The organism is Mesorhizobium sp. M1088 (assembly GCF_040318575.1).
Lineage (GTDB): Bacteria > Pseudomonadota > Alphaproteobacteria > Rhizobiales > Rhizobiaceae > Mesorhizobium.
Genome location: NZ_JAMYMO010000010.1, coordinates 169,792 through 185,030 on the forward strand (window position 1 = coordinate 169,792; position 15,239 = coordinate 185,030).

Genomic DNA, 15,239 nt, shown 5'->3' on the forward strand with positions numbered 1-15,239 from the left:
ATGCCACGGTTTTCAGCCAATCTTTCGATGCTCTTTGACGAGCATGACTTCCTCGACCGCTTCGATGCCGCCGCCCGCGCGGGCTTCAAGGGCGTCGAGTATATCGGCCCCTATGACCATGCGCCGGATGTCGTCGCAGCCAGGTTGAAGAAGAACGGGCTGACGCAGGTCCTGTTCAACCTGCCTGCCGGCGACTGGGCCAAGGGCGAGCGCGGCATCGCGATCCTGCCCGACCGCGTGCCGGAGTTCCGGCAAGGCATTGCCAAGGTCGTCACCTATGCGCACGCATTGGGCTGCGAGCAGGTCAACTGCCTCGCCGGCATCGCGCCGCAAGGCGTCGACCGCTCCGTGCTGGAAGACGTCTTCGCCGAAAATCTGGCTTTCGCGGCCGAAAAGCTGGAGCAGGCCGGCATCAGGCTGCTGATCGAGCCGATCAACACCCGCGACATTCCGGGCTTCTTCCTGAATTACTCGGACCAGGCTCTGGCCCTGATCGACCGCGTCGGCTCGAAGAACCTGTTCCTGCAATACGACATCTACCACATGCAGATCATGGAGGGGGATCTCGCCCGTACCATTGAGGCAAACCTCAACCGCATCGCGCATATCCAGCTTGCGGATAATCCCGGCCGTCATGAGCCGGGGACGGGCGAGATCAATTTTCCCTTCCTGTACAACCACATCGACCGCATCGGCTATTCCGGCTGGGTGGGGGCGGAGTACAAGCCGAAGGCGGGGACGGATGCCGGGCTTGGCTGGTTTCGGGACGCGGCCGGGCAGGGGAGTGCGGCGGCGTAGCGGGCAAGAGAGGCCCCCTCATCCGGCCGCTGCGCGGCCACCTTCTCCCCGCTGGGGAGAAGAGGCTGGCACCGGCGTTCGCGATCTCTTCTCCCCTCGGGGAGAAGGTGGCCCGAAGGGCCGGATGAGGGGGCGTTTCACACAGTCACTTGGAGAAAAACATGGAAACCATCGGCTTCATCGGCCTCGGCATCATGGGCGCGCCGATGGCGGGGCATCTGCTAGACGCCGGTTATCAGGTCGTCGCCAGCGACCACCGCTCGAAACCGCCGGCCGACCTCGTCGCCAACGGCCTGAAGGTCGTCACCGGCCATGATGCCGTCGCGCGTGCCGCCGACATCGTCATCACCATGGTTCCGGATACGCCGCAGGTCGCCGACGTGCTGTTCGCTGAGAATGGCGTCGCGTCCGGCCTCACTAAAGGCAAGCTGGTCATCGACATGAGCTCGATCTCGCCGATCGAGACCAGGGCCTTCGCAAAAAAGATCAACGATCTCGGCTGCGACTATCTCGATGCGCCGGTGTCGGGCGGCGAGGTCGGCGCCAAGGCGGCGTCGCTGACCATCATGGTCGGCGGCGAGGAAACAGCCTTCGAACGCGCCAGGCCCATCTTCGAGAAGCTTGGCAAGAACATCACTTTGGTCGGACCCAACGGCGTCGGCCAGATCACCAAGGTCGCCAATCAGATCGTCGTCGCGCTGACCATCGAGGCCGTCGCCGAAGCGCTGGTTTTTGCATCGAAAGCCGGCGCCGACCCGGCCAAGGTCCGGCAGGCGCTGATGGGCGGGCTGGCCGCCTCGCGCATTCTGGAAGTACATGGCGAGCGCATGATCAAGCGCAGCTTCGCGCCGGGCTTTCGCGTCGAACTCCACCAGAAGGATCTCAATCTGGCGCTGGAAGGCGCGAAGGCGCTTGGGGTAGCACTACCCAACACCTCGATGACGCAGCAATTGTTCAACTCTTGCGCGGCGAACGGTGGAGCAAAGGAAGACCATTCGGCACTGGTCAGGGCACTGGAGCGCATGGCTGGTCACGAGGTTGGGTGAGAGTGAAGTGAATTAGTCCGCAATACCTTCGATGGGCCGACTTCGTTCGACCGCATAGCGTATGAGATCGGCAAAACGTTTCAGAAAATCTTTGGATTCCTCCGACATTCCTTCAGTTCGCACAAGTGCCTCAACTTGCTTGGTCAAGGAAGGTAGGGATTCGATCGGAAGAGTGACGTCCTCATAGAAATCTTCGAATTTCAGTATGAGTTCAAACGCGTTTTGGTTTGCGATTGACACGATTTCATGATGCGCAGAGGAACCTACCGATACGCATCGATCGATATGTCCATCTGGATTGAGAACGGCAAAATCCAATGACATGCATTGCGCCCTATTTGCCGCGCGCGAACCACCGCCTCGCCGCATAAAGCGCCACCGCCGCGGCATTCGACACGTTGAGCGAGCGGATGGCGCCCGGCATGTCGAGGCGGGCGAGCGTCGTCACCGTTTCGCGCGTTTTCTGGCGCAGGCCTTTGCCCTCGGCGCCAAGTACCAACGCGATCTTTTCTCCGGCAAAGCTCGTTTCGAGCTCCGCCGGCCCGTCGGAATCCAGCCCTATCGTCTGGAATCCGGCCTCGCGCAGCTGCTCCAGCGCATCGGCGAGGTTCTTCACCTCGATCTGATCAATATGCTCGAGCGCGCCGGAGGCCGATTTCGCCAGCACGCCGGATTCCTGCGGGCTGTGGCGCGCCGTGGTGATCAGTGCACCGGCGCCGAAAGCCACGGCCGAGCGCAGGATCGCACCGACATTGTGCGGATCGGTGATCTGGTCGAGCACCAGCACCAGCCTGGTGTCGCCGAGCGCATCGAGCCGCTTCGGTTTCAGCGGCTCGGCCTCGATCACCACGCCCTGGTGCACGGCATCCGAGCCGGTGACCTTGTCGATGTCCCTGGGTTCGACCAACTCCGCCTTGAAGGGCAAAGCGCCAAGGTCGGCGATTGCCAGCCGCTCGGCAGCGTTGCGCGTCACCAGCATCTTCTTGATTTTGCGGCGCGGATTGTCGAGTGCGGCCCGCACCGTGTGCAGCCCATAGAGCCGCACCAGCCCATCCGCCGGGTTCTCGCCGGGCGGCACCGGCTGGCGCGGCCTGAATGCAGGCGCGCCGCCGCTCTTCTCGTCGCGATGCGCGCGGCGCAGCTTGGCGTAGTGAGTGTCTTTAGGGGTCTTGGATTTGTTGTCGTTGCTCATGGCCGGCTTCTATAGCCGTGTCGTCCGGCCATGGATACAGCTGCATAAGCTGCTTGTCGGGCGAGGCGTGAGATTCAGCGCTTTTTGCCGGACGGTTGCGGTTGACAGTTTTGGGCGCTGCCGCCATAAGGCGCTTCGCGGAAGGGCTGCTTTGGCAGCCGCGACGCGTCGATGCCTCGTTGCATGGCTCCGGCGGCAGACTGGAGAGGTGCCCGAGTGGTTAAAGGGGACGGACTGTAAATCCGTTGGCTATGCCTACGTTGGTTCAAATCCAACCCTCTCCACCACTGCCGGCCCGGAAGCCCTGAAACGCAGAGCGAGCGTCGGAGCGGATCCGATGCTTGACTGAAAGGCGCGGGTATAGCTCAGTGGTAGAGCAGCAGCCTTCCAAGCTGAATATGCGGGTTCGATTCCCGCTACCCGCTCCAGATTTCCCCCAAGCCGCGGCGCACCTCGCGCACGATTCCGAAGCAGGCACCGCCAAGCGAAGCGCTTTGCCGATAGTTCAAAGTATTCGTTGCGCGTCCAGACGGACGCGCATCTTAATCTGTGTTATCGTTGTCCCGAACCGCAGGCGGTGTGGGGCGACAGGCGTCAGCTCGCGAATTTGCTGAATATGGACGCGAGTTGGTTCTGCTGCGGCACTTGCCCGTTCGGCGTCAGCTGGTCGACAAGCCCTGGCAAGGCCGCCGACAGTTGCTTGAGCAGGTCCTGTTGGTTCAGACCCGTCCTTTGCGCGATCTCCTGAATGATCTGCGGGCCGAGGGCACTGCCCAGATCGCTGGGGTTGATCGGCTGGTTCTGACCGGTGCCGACCCACGAATTGGCAACGTTGCCGTGGCCGGCGTCCTTCAGTTTGTCGAGCAGTCCGCCCAGACCGCCGAGCAGTCCGCCATCGGCGGATGCGGTTGTATCAGGCGGGACGGGGGCAGGGCTCTGCGCCGCCTCCGGCTGGGCGGAACTTCCACCGCTCAGCATTTTTCCCACCAAAAGTGCGCCGAGCGCGATCATCAGCGGCTTGGCGACGTTGCCGCCGGGAACGGCATTGTCAAACAGTCCCATTGTGGATCTCCATGTCAAATTGCCCGTCCGTCTCCAACAATGACGCATCCATGGCGAATTTCAAGCCGGTTTGAGCTTTCCGTAATCATGATTTTCAAGTTGGCTTGAGCTTTGCTTAATAATGTGGAAGTAATCGGGTGCGGGGAACGGAGAGGAAAAATGTCAATATTAAGCTGGATTATTCTCGGCGTCATCGCCGGCTTCATAGGCAGCAAGATCGTCAATAAAAGCGGGCAAGGCCTGGTGCTCGACATCGTGCTCGGGATTGTCGGCGCCATCGTCGGCGGGCTCATCTTCAGCGCCTTTGGCGCGTCGGGCGTTACCGGGCTCAACATCTATAGCCTGATCGTCGCCGTGGTCGGTGCCGTGGTTGTCCTGTGGGCCTATCATCAGTTCAGCGGCAAGAGGGCACTGTAGAAGCCGTCCGGCAGTTGCGTCGGCATTCGGGTGAATGCCGACCGCCTATCTGATCCTTTTGAGGATTTCGCGGATCAGCGTGTTGAGGCCGGCTTCCAGCCCTCTCACCATGATCGGCCATAATTCCTCGAGCAATCGCTGCCATACCGCATCGCGCCCAATCCTCACCGGCAGATTTGGCATCGCGCCCATTGCCGCCGTCACGTCGCGGCGCAGCCGCTCGCCACAGGCGCTTGCGCCGCTGATCGTCGGATCGAAGGGCAGCCGGGTGAAATCCCATTTTCCGCGCTGCTCGATGCCGAGATTGCTCTCGACTTCGGCATGCGACAGCACCGTTTTGGGCGTGACCTTGATGCGGTAGTATTTGCAGAGTTCGGCGACGACGGCGGCCATCGCGCCCCACTGCGCCCTGGTCATCGGATAGCGGCCGGCATCGAACGGCCTTTCCTCCGCCCCGGCCATGCAGCAGAGCGAAACCCCGATCGAGCCGCCGTTGCAGTTGAGCGTGTGCGCGGCATATCCCGGTTTTACCCGGCCTGAATTGAGCGCGATCGAAGACCGGCCCCTGACCAGACGGCCATTCCCCTCGACCAGTATGTGATACGCATCCCTGTCGGTATCGCCGGCCGAATGCGAGCCGGCGGTCCAGTGGCAAATGACGCGCCTCATCGCAACATTGGGCAACCAGTCGGGCGGCAATGCCACAGAAATCCCCGCGACATAAGTTCAGTGACGGAGCACAGTATAGTTTCCTTGGCGGCCCACGCGAAAACGAAACGATAATTTGGTTGAGCGTTTTCTAACGGTCAGCTATTCGCCGGCATCTCCGGCGACCGCGTGTTCTCTGTATTGCGGCAGATCGTCGGTGATCGTGAACCACTTCGCCTTCGAGCCGACGAAGATGTGCTGCGTCGGGCGGATGGTCGGCTCGTCGACGAGGGTTCCCATGGCGACATGCACGAAGGCACCGTCGCGGACCACCGAATAGAGCAACGAGCCGCAAGTCTTGCAGTGCGCGTCATGGCCGGTGTCGTCGCCGAAGATCATGAGATTGTCCTCGCCCCTCGCCAGGCTCAGCCTGTCGCGCTCGATGCCGGCGAATGGCTTGAAGGCCGAGCCGGTGGTGCGCCGGCAGTTCGAGCAGTGGCAGTTCGCGGCATAGACGAACGCGTCCGCCACCGCGTACTGAACGGCGCCGCACAGGCACTTTCCGATAAGCCTGCGGTTGCGTGAATTCTGGTTGTCATCCGGGCTTGCCACGCGCTCCTCCTATTGTGCAGGCTGATTTCAGTTTCAAGCGACGACGGTCAACCGGCGCTTGCGCTCGTCGAGCGAGACGATGGTCAACCCGCTGGCCACCACCAGCAGGATTCCGCAGATGGCCAGCGCATTCGGGAGCTGCCGGAAAACCACCAGGCCTGAAATCACCGCCCAGACGGTAAAGCAATAGTAGAACGGCGCTACCACGCTGGTCGGCCCGACGCGATAGGCCATGAAGATGAAGAAGTGGCCGAAGATCAGGAACAGTCCGGCGCCGCCCATCAGCAGCAGGTGACGGATTTCAGGCACCACCCACTGCTCGGAAACCAGATGCGCAACGCCGGCGCCCGCGAGCACCACAATCACCGCGGAAATAGCTACGACCATTCCCGGCACGTCGGCGGCGACCTTGCGTCCGGCCAGATCGCGCGCCGCGGACAGGGCGGCATTGCCTAGCGCCAGCAGGGCATAGACCGAAATCCCCTGCATCGTCGGTTGTGCCACCATCACGGCGCCGATAAAGCCGAGCCCGATCAGCGCCAGGCGCAGCCCACCGATCCGTTCGCCAAACAGCATCGAGGAGCCGACCAGCATCAGCAAGGGCGTGATCTGCCCGAGCGCGGTCGAATCGGCGATCTGCATGTTGGCGAGCGCCACCACGTAGCAAAGGATCGCACCCAGTTCGAGCATGTTCCTGCGCAAAACCTTGGCGTCGACGATCAGCCGGATCTGCTTGCCATAGCCCAGCATGAACAGCAGCGGAAAGCCCCACAATGTTGCCGCAGCGCCGCGCAGGAACAGCACCTCATAGGGCGGCAGTCCCGCGGTTGCGAGCTTCATCATCGTGTCGTTGACGATGTAGGACCCGGTCGAAACGACCATGAACAGCGGGCCTCGTATGGCAGTCGGGATGAAATGCATCGGCCCACGAAATCAGACCGGCGCCAGGGCGGCAATGGGCCAGATCCGGCTGTAAATCCGTCAAAGCCGTCAGCCGCCGCCGTAACCATTCCATTTGCCCTTGTTCGTTCCTATATCCGCGCCACATTCTCCGAAACCGGATCACGCGTTCGGGCCGGGCGAGCGCGCTCGGCGACAAGGCACTTGTGTTTTTCGGCCTTAGTCGCTAATCGCCCCGCATTCGACTGAACTGAAGGTCCAGGCCGTCCCCAGGCCGTCCAAGGAAAGAGACTATGGCAAAAGGTAAATTCGAGCGCACTAAGCCTCATGTGAACATTGGCACGATTGGTCACGTCGACCATGGCAAGACGTCGCTGACGGCGGCGATCACCAAGTATTTTGGCGAATACAAGCGCTACGACCAGATCGATGCGGCGCCCGAAGAGAAGGCGCGCGGCATCACCATTTCGACGGCGCACGTCGAATACGAGACCGCCAACCGCCACTATGCCCATGTCGACTGCCCCGGCCACGCCGACTATGTCAAGAACATGATCACCGGTGCCGCGCAGATGGACGGCGCGATCCTGGTGGTGTCGGCCGCCGACGGCCCGATGCCGCAGACGCGCGAGCACATCCTGCTCGCCCGCCAGGTCGGCGTGCCCTCGATCGTGGTGTTCTTGAACAAGGTCGACCAGGTCGACGACGCCGAGCTGCTCGAGCTGGTCGAGCTCGAGGTGCGTGAGCTTCTGACCAAGAACGAGTTCCCCGGCGACGACATTCCGATCGTCAAGGGTTCGGCGCTTGCCGCCCTTGAAGACAGCGACAAGAAGATCGGCGAGGACGCCATCCGCGAACTGATGGCTGCGGTCGATGCCTACATTCCGACGCCGGTTCGTCCGCTCGACAAGCCGTTCCTGATGCCGATCGAGGACGTGTTCTCGATCTCGGGCCGTGGCACGGTGGTGACCGGCCGCGTCGAGCGCGGCGTCGTCAAGGTCGGCGAGGAGCTGGAGATCGTCGGCATCCGTCCGACCACCAAGACGACCTGCACGGGCGTCGAGATGTTCCGCAAGCTGCTCGACCAGGGCCAGGCCGGCGACAACATCGGCGCGCTGTTGCGCGGTGTCGACCGTGAAGGCGTCGAGCGCGGCCAGGTCCTGGCCAAGCCCGGCACCGTCAAGCCGCACAAGAAGTTCGTTGCCGAAGCCTACATCCTGACCAAGGACGAGGGCGGCCGCCACACGCCGTTCTTCACCAACTACCGTCCGCAGTTCTATTTCCGCACGACGGACGTGACCGGCATCGTGTCGCTGCCGGAAGGCACCGAGATGGTGATGCCGGGCGACAACATCACCGTCGATGTCGAGCTGATCGTGCCGATCGCCATGGAAGAGAAGCTGCGCTTCGCCATCCGTGAAGGCGGCCGCACCGTCGGTGCCGGCATCGTCGTCACCATCACAGAGTAATCGCCGGCGCTGCCGGTTGAGATCGGATGCAAAGGGGCGGTCTTCGGGCCGCCCTTTTGATTCTGATATTCTGGCAATGGATTAACCGCATTGCTTCAAATCCTGTTGCAAGCGCCTCTGCGATAACTAGTATAGGTTGCATCGAGGGGGGCTGCCCGAATGGTTCCATGGCGCCGTTTGCATAGTCAGGCATGGTGGTCGCTAGGACTGATCTGCCTGGTGTCGTTGCTTGCCATGGGCCACGCTGCCTTCGCAGCGGATGCAAAGAAATCCACACCGGAAAAATCCGCGCCGGATTTCGGCCCGACGATGCGGTTCGTCGTCGTGCGCAGCAGCGCGCCGGGCTGCGAGCCGACCTGTCCGGAATGGATATCGGCGGAAGGCTCGATAGAAGCCGGCACACCGGCCCTGTTCAAACGCGCGCTGAAAGCGCTTGGCGGCCGAAAGCTGCCGATCGTCGTCGATTCCCCCGGCGGCAATGTCGAAGCGGCGCTGACACTTGGTCGCCTGATCCGCAAGAACAAGCTCGATATCGCCGTCGGCAAAACCCGCTTCGTCGGCTGTCTGCCAGATGTGAAGAACTGCAAGGAAAACGACGGCAAGAGCGCCCGTTATTTTGGCAATGCTTATGCCGATGGCGCCATCTGCAATTCCGCCTGTCCGTTGATGTTTTCCGGCGGCATCCGGCGCGTGGTAGGCGAATGGGCCTTTCTCGGCGTCCATCAGATCACCACGACCTATATCCGGACGAAATTGCTGTACCGCACCACCTACCGCATGGTGAAGGGCAAGAAGAAGATTCTCAGCACCAAGGTCGTCAGCCGGAAGAACGCCGGCAGCTACAAGACCTATGAGATGAACAAGCCGCTGGAGCGGAAGCTGGCGGCCTATCTGAAGGAGATGGGCGTCGGCCTGGGTGTGCTCGAGACCATGAAAAGCACACCGGCCAGCGGTATCCAGCAATTGGCTCCCTACGACATGCTGCAAATGAATCTCGTCACCAGCCGGGATGCCGTCGACCTGCTGACCGCGCCAACCCTATGCACGTCCGATCCGTTGCCGGCGAGTTGCAGGGAGGTGCCGGCGCCGGCGAACATCACGAAGCCGGCCGGCGAAGTGGTGGCGAAAGCCGAGCCTGCACCCGCAGGGCTCGAAACCCCGCGGCCGAAGGAGGTCGCAGACATGCGCTTCGTCCTGGTCCGCGGCAGCAACCCGCTTTGCAATCCAAACTGCCCGGAATGGATCTCGGCCGAAGGCGCGATTGCGCCTCAGACCCCGCAGAAGCTGCGCCAGTTGCTCGCCATGCTTGGCAACCGACGGCTGCCGGTGGTGGTCAGCTCACAAGGAGGCGACCTGTTCAGTGCACTGGCGGTGGGGCGACTTATCCACGAAAAGAAGCTCGACATCGCCGTCGCCCGCACCGATTTTGTTGGCTGCGACCCGGGAGAGTGGAGTTGCTTGGCTAAAGAGGGCGCCTATGCCGGCCTGACCGTCGATTCGGGAGCGGTATGCGATTCGGCGTGCGCGTTCATGCTTGCCGGCGGCGTCAGACGGTTTGTCGGTCCGCAAGCGCGGCTCGGCATGTACCTGATGGGACAGCAGCAGATAATTAAGACCTATCTCGAGGACATGGCGATTGGTCCCGGTCTGTTCGCCGCGCTCGAGCAGCGCTCGGTCGAGCGCCAGCTCGAACCAGACCTAATGCTGAAGGTTGGACTGACGACGGGGCCGCAATCGGTGGACGCGCTGACGGGCGCCACCATCTGCAAGTCGTCGCCGAAGCCCGACAACTGCCGCGTTCTGCCGTCCGCCAGCGCCGAGGCAGAGACGCCGGCGAAGCTTTAGCGCAACCTTGCACTGGCCATCGAGGCAGGTTGAGCGGCGCTCGATGTTTCCGCTATCGTCCAGCGCGGTTGAAGACCAGCATCGGAGGGATCGCGAATGAGCCAGGATGTCCCGACATTGTTTGAATGGGCAGGCGGCACCGAAGCGCTGAACCGCCTGACCCAAACCTTCTACGACAACGTCTCTCGGGACCCCATCGTCGGGCCGGTGTTCAAGCACATGTCGCCGGACCATCCCGCTCACGTCGCGGCTTTCATCGGCGAAGTTTTCGGTGGACCGAAAACCTACAGCGAAAAGCACGGCGGCCATCGCGAGATGGTGATGCACCATCTCGGCAAGCATCTGACCGAGGAGCAGCGCCGGCGCTGGATCAACCTTCTCGCCGACGCCGCCGACGAGGTCGGCCTGCCTGACGATCCCGAATTCCGCTCGGCTTTCATGGCCTATGTCGAATGGGGATCGCGGCTGGCCAAGATGAACTCCAACAAGGGCGCGACCTGCGATCCGGAGACCGAACCAATGCCGGCCTGGGGTTGGGGGGTGCCGGGCGGCCCCTACAAGCCGCCTTCGGGAACCTGACCGCGCGCGAATCGGTCGAAGGCCTGCCGCCAGGACCCGATTTGCGGGAAATGGGTGGCGGTGAATGGTTCGGTCCGCCAGGCTGGAACGGTTTGAGGCCGCCGTGGCTGGCGGGGGCCGCGCTGAAAAACCGGAGGCCTGCGATGGGATCGGACAGCAAAGCAAATTCTGACAGCGACCGCGGATCCCGAAATCCGTTTGGCGTCATGGACGTCCCCACTCCCGACGACGAGGAGGTGTCGGCGTTCGCCGCCGGCGTGAAACTGGAGGGAACTCCAAGCGATGAAAATGCCGAGGCCTGGGGCACCGAAAGCGACCGCGACCGCAACGACACCATCGAAGGCAGCTGGTCCAGCCGTTGGAATGGCGGTGCCGATCCCACGATTCCAGGCGACAGCAAGGATAAATGGAAGTCCGGCCGGGGCGAGGTGAAGACGGCGGGAGAGAGAGTTTACCTGCTGTTCGATTGGCATGATGGTGTGCGCAAGGGGCTCATCGATGCGCGGCGCCAGGGTGCGAAAGGGCTGGTTGGAAAATATATCAATCTGACCGACCCGAAAATCGTGCGTCCCTGGGTCGGCTTGATCGTCAACAATCAACGGATCAACGGGAAATGGCCGGGAGGACGCCTGGACTTTCGAAGATGAAGGCCGGGTAGCGCACGTCGCTCTTTACAGAGCGCGCGGAAGCTTTTAGGAAGCGCCTGCTGCGCCGACATGCGCATACGGGCATAGCTCAGTTGGTAGAGCGGCGGTCTCCAAAACCGCAGGTCGTAGGTTCGAGCCCTGCTGCCCGTGCCATTCTTTGAATGGATACCTAAAAACGATTCTTTTGCAGTGCCCCTTTGAAAATCGGCTTGTGACTTGCCATATAGCACAAGTTGCGGCATAAGGGCCGCATAGCCGGGACGGGACGACTGGATGGTTCCGAGGCGGCGTTTGGCCATAAAGCGGACACTTGCCACTTGCGTGGATCAAGAATCGGTTTTATGTAGACGAGACAGACACGCGACGCGTGGAGCTGGGAAGCCGGCTTTACGCGTCTGATTTGCATGGGCGAAATGATTGCGCTGATTCGGCGCGAACGCACGCTCAAGCGGCACGTCCCGGCCAGCGGGATCATCCAGGAGGCCCGGCCAACGGGTCTTGCAGACAGAGCGGCATATGGCTTCGAAAACCACAAATCCCTTCACCTTTCTCCAGCAGGTTCGCGCGGAGACCGCCAAGGTCACTTGGCCGTCGCGGCGCGAAACGATGATCTCGACGGTGATGGTCCTTGTGTTCGCGGTCATCGCGATGATCTTTTTCTTTACCGCAGACGTGGCCATGGGCTTTGCGGTCGAAAAAATCCTCGGCCTCGGACAGTAAGTCCGGCGATTACGGAGAAGTCTTGAAATGACCGCGCGGTGGTACATCGTCCACGCCTACTCGAACTTTGAAAAGAAGGTCGCCGAGGACATCGAGAACAAGGCCAAGCAGAAGGGCCTGTCCGCCGACATCGAGCAGATCGTGGTGCCGACCGAGAAGGTCGTCGAGATCCGCCGCGGCCGCAAGGTCGATGCCGAGCGCAAGTTCTTTCCGGGCTATGTGCTGCTGAAAGCCAATCTGACCGACGCCGTGTTCTCGCTCGTCAAGAACACGCCGAAGGTCACCGGTTTCCTGGGCGACTCCAAGCCGGTGCCGATCACCGAAGCCGAGGCCCAGCGTATCCTGAACCAGGTTCAGGAAGGCGTCGAGCGGCCGAAGCCGTCGGTGACGTTCGAGATCGGCGAAGCGATCCGCGTTTCGGATGGACCATTCGCGTCCTTCAACGGTTTCGTCCAGGAAGTGGACGAGGAGCGGGCGCGGCTCAAGGTGGAAGTATCGATCTTCGGGCGCGCTGTGCCGGTCGATCTGGAATTCGGACAGGTCGAGAAGGGCTGATCCGAAATCCCTGCACCGGTTTCGGCGGCAGGGAAGGCGGCGCGGAGATCGCGCGGCCAAAAACGGGTGGGAGGCGAATGCGGCTTTAGCCGGCCGCGCGGACCGCACCACCAGACTGCAACCGCCGGCAAGACCGGCATGAGAAAAGGCAGGAAGAGAGATGGCTAAGAAGATTGCAGGCCAGCTCAAGCTCCAGGTTTCCGCGGGATCGGCCACGCCGTCGCCCCCGATCGGCCCGGCGCTTGGTCAGCGTGGCATCAACATCATGGAGTTCTGCAAGGCGTTCAACGCGCAGACCCAGGAAATGGAAAAGGGCTCGCCGGTTCCGGTCGTCATCACCTACTACCAGGACAAGTCGTTCACCTTCGTCATGAAGACGCCACCGGTGAGCTACTTCCTGAAGAAGGCCGCCAACCTGAAGTCGGGCTCGAAGGAGCCGGGCAAGGTCAAGGCCGGCACGATCGGCCGCGACAAGGTGCGCGCCATCGCCGAGCAGAAGATGAAGGATCTGAACGCAAACGACGTCGAGGCGGCCATGCGCATGGTCGAGGGCTCCGCCCGCTCGATGGGTCTGGAAGTGGTGGGCTGAGATCATGGCAAAGATTGCAAAGCGTGTATCGAAGACCCGCGAAGGCATCGATCCCAACAAGGCTTACGCTTTGGGTGAGGCGCTGAAGCTGCTCAAGGATCGCTCCTCGGTGAAGTTCGACGAGACGATCGAAGTCGCGATGAACCTCGGCGTCGACCCGCGCCATGCCGACCAGATGGTCCGCGGCGTGGTCAACCTGCCGAACGGCACCGGCCGCAGCGTTCGCGTCGCCGTCTTCGCGCGTGGCGACAAGGCCGAGGAGGCCAAGGCCGCCGGCGCCGACATCGTCGGAGCCGAGGATCTGGTCGACATCGTCCAGAAGGGCACGATCGACTTCGACCGCTGCATCGCCACGCCGGACATGATGCCGCTGGTCGGCCGTCTCGGCAAGGTGCTCGGTCCGCGCGGCATGATGCCGAACCCGAAGGTCGGCACCGTCACCACCGACGTTACCTCCGCCGTCAAGGCATCGAAGGGCGGCGCCGTCGAGTTCCGCGTCGAGAAGGCCGGTATCGTTCACGCCGGCGTCGGCAAGGTCTCGTTCGACGTCAAGGCGCTGGAAGAAAACGTCCGTGCCTTCGCTGATGCGGTGACCAGGGCAAAGCCGGCTGGTGCCAAGGGCAACTACGTCAAGAAGGTGTCGGTCACCTCGACGATGGGTCCGGGCCTCAAGCTCGACGTCTCGACGCTGGCAGCGTCCTGATACGAACAATTGGATCGGCCGCTAAAACGCTGATCCGTGAAAGAATTCCGGGCCTCCGACCTGTCGGCGGCCCGGTACCGGAAGTCGAAAGACTTCCGGACATCCTGTCCGAGATTGCAGGCGGCCCCCAAGCCTTAGGTGATGTGGGCCTTAATTCATGCGGGCCTGCATGAGACGGGTGAAGACCGGACAAAGGAGCCACAAGCTCCGATGAAAGGTTCGAACCGTGTTTGCCTTTTGTCTGCGCACCGTCCGGCTTGCCGGCAGGTGTGGCGAAAGGGGGCAGGATCCTCGAGCGTCGTTCGGGAGATCCGTTACTGGATGGCCCGGCCGGCAAAAGGCAACCCGACGCCTGTCCTTCGTAGAGGGCAGGGGTCAACTGGAGATAGGCAGTGGACAGAGCGGAAAAACGCGAACTCGTCACGGGCCTGAATGATGCGTTTTCAAGCGCTGGTTCAGTCGTCGTGGCCCACTACGCCGGTATCACCGTCGCGCAAATGAACGACCTTCGGTCGAAAATGCGCGCCGCCGGTGGCACCGTCAAAGTCGCGAAGAACCGTCTCGCCAAAATCGCTCTTCAGGGCACGGACTCCGCATCGATCATCGAGCTGTTCAAGGGGCAGACGCTGATCGCCTATTCGGAGGATCCGATTGCGGCGCCGAAGGTCGCGTCCGATTTCGCCAAGGGAAATGACAAGCTCGTCATTCTCGGCGGCGCAATGGGTACCACCTCGCTCAATGCCGACGGTGTGAAGGCACTCGCCACACTTCCGTCGCTCGATGAGCTGCGCGCCAGGCTGGTTGGCATGATCGCCACGCCGGCAACCCGGATCGCCCAGATCGTCAATGCGCCTGCGGCTTCGGTCGCGCGCGTCATCGGCGCTTACGCCCGGAAGGACGAGGCGGCATGAGGCCGTTCCTCGCTATCACAAACACACGTTCGAACCTTATGAAGGAACATTGCAATGGCTGATCTGGCAAAGATCGTAGACGACCTTTCGAAGCTGACCGTCCTCGAGGCGGCCGAGCTGTCGAAGCTTCTTGAAGAAAAGTGGGGCGTTTCCGCCGCTGCTCCGGTGGCGGTTGCCGCTGCCGGCGGCGCTGCGGCCGCTGCTGCTCCGGTCGAGGAAAAGACGGAATTCGACGTCGTCCTCACCGAGGCAGGCGCTCAGAAGATCAACGTCATCAAGGAAGTTCGCGCCATCACCGGTCTTGGCCTCAAGGAAGCCAAGGACCTGGTCGAGGCGGCTCCGAAGCCGGTCAAGGAAGCCGTTTCCAAGGCCGACGCGGACAAGTTCAAGGCCCAGCTGGAAGCAGCCGGCGCCAAGGTCGAACTGAAGTAAGCGTTGAGTACCGGCGGGCGGGGGGGCGGCGGGCGCCCCACCGTTGGCGGGGGAGGGGGGGGGGGGGACGCGGAGGGTGCGGAAACCACATTACTTGGGGCGCGCAACCCGGCG

At 62.1% G+C, this 15,239-nt stretch carries 19 protein-coding genes and 3 tRNA genes; 16 read left to right on the forward strand and 6 right to left on the reverse strand.

Annotated elements, in window-relative coordinates; all coding sequences use genetic code 11:
- Both hyi and NKH49_RS15705 read left to right on the forward strand, forming a co-directional pair.
- Complete coding sequence (hyi, locus tag NKH49_RS15700; RefSeq protein ID WP_352541357.1) at nt 1-798, forward strand: hydroxypyruvate isomerase; 798 nt, start codon at nt 1-3, stop codon at nt 796-798.
- A 161-nt stretch (nt 799-959) separates the two neighbouring features.
- Nucleotides 960-1,844 (forward strand): 2-hydroxy-3-oxopropionate reductase, encoded by an 885-nt coding sequence (locus NKH49_RS15705; protein ID WP_352926569.1) that lies wholly within the window; start codon nt 960-962, stop codon nt 1,842-1,844.
- A gap of 12 nt (nt 1,845-1,856) precedes the next feature.
- On the opposite strand, the gene NKH49_RS15710 is transcribed toward NKH49_RS15705, so the two are convergent.
- Both NKH49_RS15710 and rlmB read right to left on the reverse strand, forming a co-directional pair.
- A complete protein-coding gene (locus NKH49_RS15710; RefSeq protein WP_352541355.1) occupies nt 1,857-2,168 on the reverse strand; it encodes a hypothetical protein in 312 nt (103 codons plus the stop codon).
- A gap of 10 nt (nt 2,169-2,178) precedes the next feature.
- A complete protein-coding gene (rlmB, locus tag NKH49_RS15715; RefSeq protein ID WP_352541354.1) occupies nt 2,179-3,036 on the reverse strand; it encodes a 23S rRNA (guanosine(2251)-2'-O)-methyltransferase RlmB in 858 nt (285 codons plus the stop codon).
- Nucleotides 3,037-3,238: 202 nt separating this feature from the next.
- Between rlmB and NKH49_RS15720 the strand changes: the two genes are divergently transcribed.
- Both NKH49_RS15720 and NKH49_RS15725 read left to right on the forward strand, forming a co-directional pair.
- Nucleotides 3,239-3,323: transfer RNA gene (locus NKH49_RS15720), tRNA-Tyr, on the forward strand.
- Between the two features lie 67 nt (nt 3,324-3,390).
- Nucleotides 3,391-3,464, forward strand: a tRNA-Gly gene (locus NKH49_RS15725).
- Nucleotides 3,465-3,630: 166 nt separating this feature from the next.
- Here NKH49_RS15725 and NKH49_RS15730 read toward each other — a convergent pair.
- A complete protein-coding gene (locus tag NKH49_RS15730; RefSeq protein ID WP_023680430.1) occupies nt 3,631-4,098 on the reverse strand; it encodes a YidB family protein in 468 nt (155 codons plus the stop codon).
- 159 nt (nt 4,099-4,257) lie between these two features.
- Here NKH49_RS15730 and NKH49_RS15735 point away from each other — a divergent pair, with 159 nt between their 5' ends.
- Nucleotides 4,258-4,515, forward strand: coding sequence for a GlsB/YeaQ/YmgE family stress response membrane protein (locus NKH49_RS15735; protein ID WP_023717513.1), 258 nt, complete (start codon nt 4,258-4,260; stop codon nt 4,513-4,515).
- A 45-nt stretch (nt 4,516-4,560) separates the two neighbouring features.
- Here NKH49_RS15735 and NKH49_RS15740 read toward each other — a convergent pair whose 3' ends face one another.
- The 3 genes from NKH49_RS15740 to NKH49_RS15750 form a co-directional block, all read right to left on the reverse strand.
- Entirely contained in the window at nt 4,561-5,220 is a 660-nt protein-coding gene (locus NKH49_RS15740; protein WP_352541353.1) for a peptidoglycan recognition protein family protein, read from the reverse strand.
- 105 nt (nt 5,221-5,325) lie between these two features.
- Entirely contained in the window at nt 5,326-5,775 is a 450-nt protein-coding gene (locus tag NKH49_RS15745; protein WP_352541352.1) for a GFA family protein, read from the reverse strand.
- Between the two features lie 33 nt (nt 5,776-5,808).
- A complete protein-coding gene (locus NKH49_RS15750; RefSeq protein ID WP_352541351.1) occupies nt 5,809-6,696 on the reverse strand; it encodes a DMT family transporter in 888 nt (295 codons plus the stop codon).
- Between the two features lie 272 nt (nt 6,697-6,968).
- Here NKH49_RS15750 and tuf point away from each other — a divergent pair, with 272 nt between their 5' ends.
- The 11 genes from tuf to rplL all read left to right on the forward strand — a co-directional run bounded on the left by tuf (nt 6,969) and on the right by rplL (nt 15,125).
- Entirely contained in the window at nt 6,969-8,144 is a 1,176-nt protein-coding gene (gene tuf / locus NKH49_RS15755; RefSeq protein ID WP_352614181.1) for an elongation factor Tu, read from the forward strand.
- Nucleotides 8,145-8,303: 159 nt separating this feature from the next.
- Nucleotides 8,304-9,989 carry a COG3904 family protein gene (locus NKH49_RS15760; RefSeq protein ID WP_352926574.1) on the forward strand — a complete coding sequence of 562 codons (1,686 nt, stop codon included), beginning with the start codon at nt 8,304-8,306 and terminating at the stop codon, nt 9,987-9,989.
- A 96-nt stretch (nt 9,990-10,085) separates the two neighbouring features.
- On the forward strand, nt 10,086-10,568 hold the full coding sequence (locus NKH49_RS15765) for a group II truncated hemoglobin (protein WP_352474778.1): 483 nt from the start codon (nt 10,086-10,088) through the stop codon (nt 10,566-10,568).
- Nucleotides 10,569-10,711: 143 nt separating this feature from the next.
- Nucleotides 10,712-11,215 carry a hypothetical protein gene (locus NKH49_RS15770; RefSeq protein ID WP_352614184.1) on the forward strand — a complete coding sequence of 168 codons (504 nt, stop codon included), beginning with the start codon at nt 10,712-10,714 and terminating at the stop codon, nt 11,213-11,215.
- A 77-nt stretch (nt 11,216-11,292) separates the two neighbouring features.
- Nucleotides 11,293-11,368: transfer RNA gene (locus tag NKH49_RS15775), tRNA-Trp, on the forward strand.
- Between the two features lie 363 nt (nt 11,369-11,731).
- Nucleotides 11,732-11,935 (forward strand): preprotein translocase subunit SecE, encoded by a 204-nt coding sequence (secE, locus tag NKH49_RS15780; RefSeq protein WP_023680439.1) that lies wholly within the window; start codon nt 11,732-11,734, stop codon nt 11,933-11,935.
- A 27-nt stretch (nt 11,936-11,962) separates the two neighbouring features.
- Nucleotides 11,963-12,490 (forward strand): transcription termination/antitermination protein NusG, encoded by a 528-nt coding sequence (nusG, locus tag NKH49_RS15785; protein WP_006333333.1) that lies wholly within the window; start codon nt 11,963-11,965, stop codon nt 12,488-12,490.
- Nucleotides 12,491-12,650: 160 nt separating this feature from the next.
- The gene (gene rplK / locus NKH49_RS15790; protein WP_023680440.1) at nt 12,651-13,079 is read left to right on the forward strand and encodes a 50S ribosomal protein L11; all 429 of its coding nucleotides are present in this window, start codon (nt 12,651-12,653) and stop codon (nt 13,077-13,079) included.
- 4 nt (nt 13,080-13,083) lie between these two features.
- The gene (gene rplA / locus NKH49_RS15795; protein ID WP_352926578.1) at nt 13,084-13,782 is read left to right on the forward strand and encodes a 50S ribosomal protein L1; all 699 of its coding nucleotides are present in this window, start codon (nt 13,084-13,086) and stop codon (nt 13,780-13,782) included.
- A 392-nt stretch (nt 13,783-14,174) separates the two neighbouring features.
- On the forward strand, nt 14,175-14,693 hold the full coding sequence (gene rplJ, locus NKH49_RS15800) for a 50S ribosomal protein L10 (RefSeq protein ID WP_008875657.1): 519 nt from the start codon (nt 14,175-14,177) through the stop codon (nt 14,691-14,693).
- Nucleotides 14,694-14,747: 54 nt separating this feature from the next.
- A complete protein-coding gene (gene rplL, locus NKH49_RS15805) occupies nt 14,748-15,125 on the forward strand; it encodes a 50S ribosomal protein L7/L12 (RefSeq protein WP_023680442.1) in 378 nt (125 codons plus the stop codon).
- The last annotated feature ends 114 nt before the right edge of the window (nt 15,126-15,239 follow it).

What these genes read in the sequence shown, in the direction of transcription:
- rlmB (WP_352541354.1), bottom strand. Translation starts at nt 3,036, where the DNA reads ATGAGCAACGACAACAAATCCAAGACCCCTAAAGACACTCACTACGCC.
- rplA (WP_352926578.1), top strand. Translation starts at nt 13,084, where the DNA reads ATGGCAAAGATTGCAAAGCGTGTATCGAAGACCCGCGAAGGCATCGAT.
- NKH49_RS15765 (WP_352474778.1), top strand. Translation starts at nt 10,086, where the DNA reads ATGAGCCAGGATGTCCCGACATTGTTTGAATGGGCAGGCGGCACCGAA.
- nusG (WP_006333333.1), top strand. Translation starts at nt 11,963, where the DNA reads ATGACCGCGCGGTGGTACATCGTCCACGCCTACTCGAACTTTGAAAAG.
- NKH49_RS15760 (WP_352926574.1), top strand. Translation starts at nt 8,304, where the DNA reads ATGGTTCCATGGCGCCGTTTGCATAGTCAGGCATGGTGGTCGCTAGGA.
- hyi (WP_352541357.1), top strand. Translation starts at nt 1, where the DNA reads ATGCCACGGTTTTCAGCCAATCTTTCGATGCTCTTTGACGAGCATGAC.
- secE (WP_023680439.1), top strand. Translation starts at nt 11,732, where the DNA reads ATGGCTTCGAAAACCACAAATCCCTTCACCTTTCTCCAGCAGGTTCGC.
- NKH49_RS15770 (WP_352614184.1), top strand. Translation starts at nt 10,712, where the DNA reads ATGGGATCGGACAGCAAAGCAAATTCTGACAGCGACCGCGGATCCCGA.
- rplK (WP_023680440.1), top strand. Translation starts at nt 12,651, where the DNA reads ATGGCTAAGAAGATTGCAGGCCAGCTCAAGCTCCAGGTTTCCGCGGGA.
- NKH49_RS15705 (WP_352926569.1), top strand. Translation starts at nt 960, where the DNA reads ATGGAAACCATCGGCTTCATCGGCCTCGGCATCATGGGCGCGCCGATG.
- NKH49_RS15730 (WP_023680430.1), bottom strand. Translation starts at nt 4,098, where the DNA reads ATGGGACTGTTTGACAATGCCGTTCCCGGCGGCAACGTCGCCAAGCCG.
- tuf (WP_352614181.1), top strand. Translation starts at nt 6,969, where the DNA reads ATGGCAAAAGGTAAATTCGAGCGCACTAAGCCTCATGTGAACATTGGC.
- NKH49_RS15750 (WP_352541351.1), bottom strand. Translation starts at nt 6,696, where the DNA reads ATGCATTTCATCCCGACTGCCATACGAGGCCCGCTGTTCATGGTCGTT.
- NKH49_RS15735 (WP_023717513.1), top strand. Translation starts at nt 4,258, where the DNA reads ATGTCAATATTAAGCTGGATTATTCTCGGCGTCATCGCCGGCTTCATA.
- rplL (WP_023680442.1), top strand. Translation starts at nt 14,748, where the DNA reads ATGGCTGATCTGGCAAAGATCGTAGACGACCTTTCGAAGCTGACCGTC.
- NKH49_RS15710 (WP_352541355.1), bottom strand. Translation starts at nt 2,168, where the DNA reads ATGTCATTGGATTTTGCCGTTCTCAATCCAGATGGACATATCGATCGA.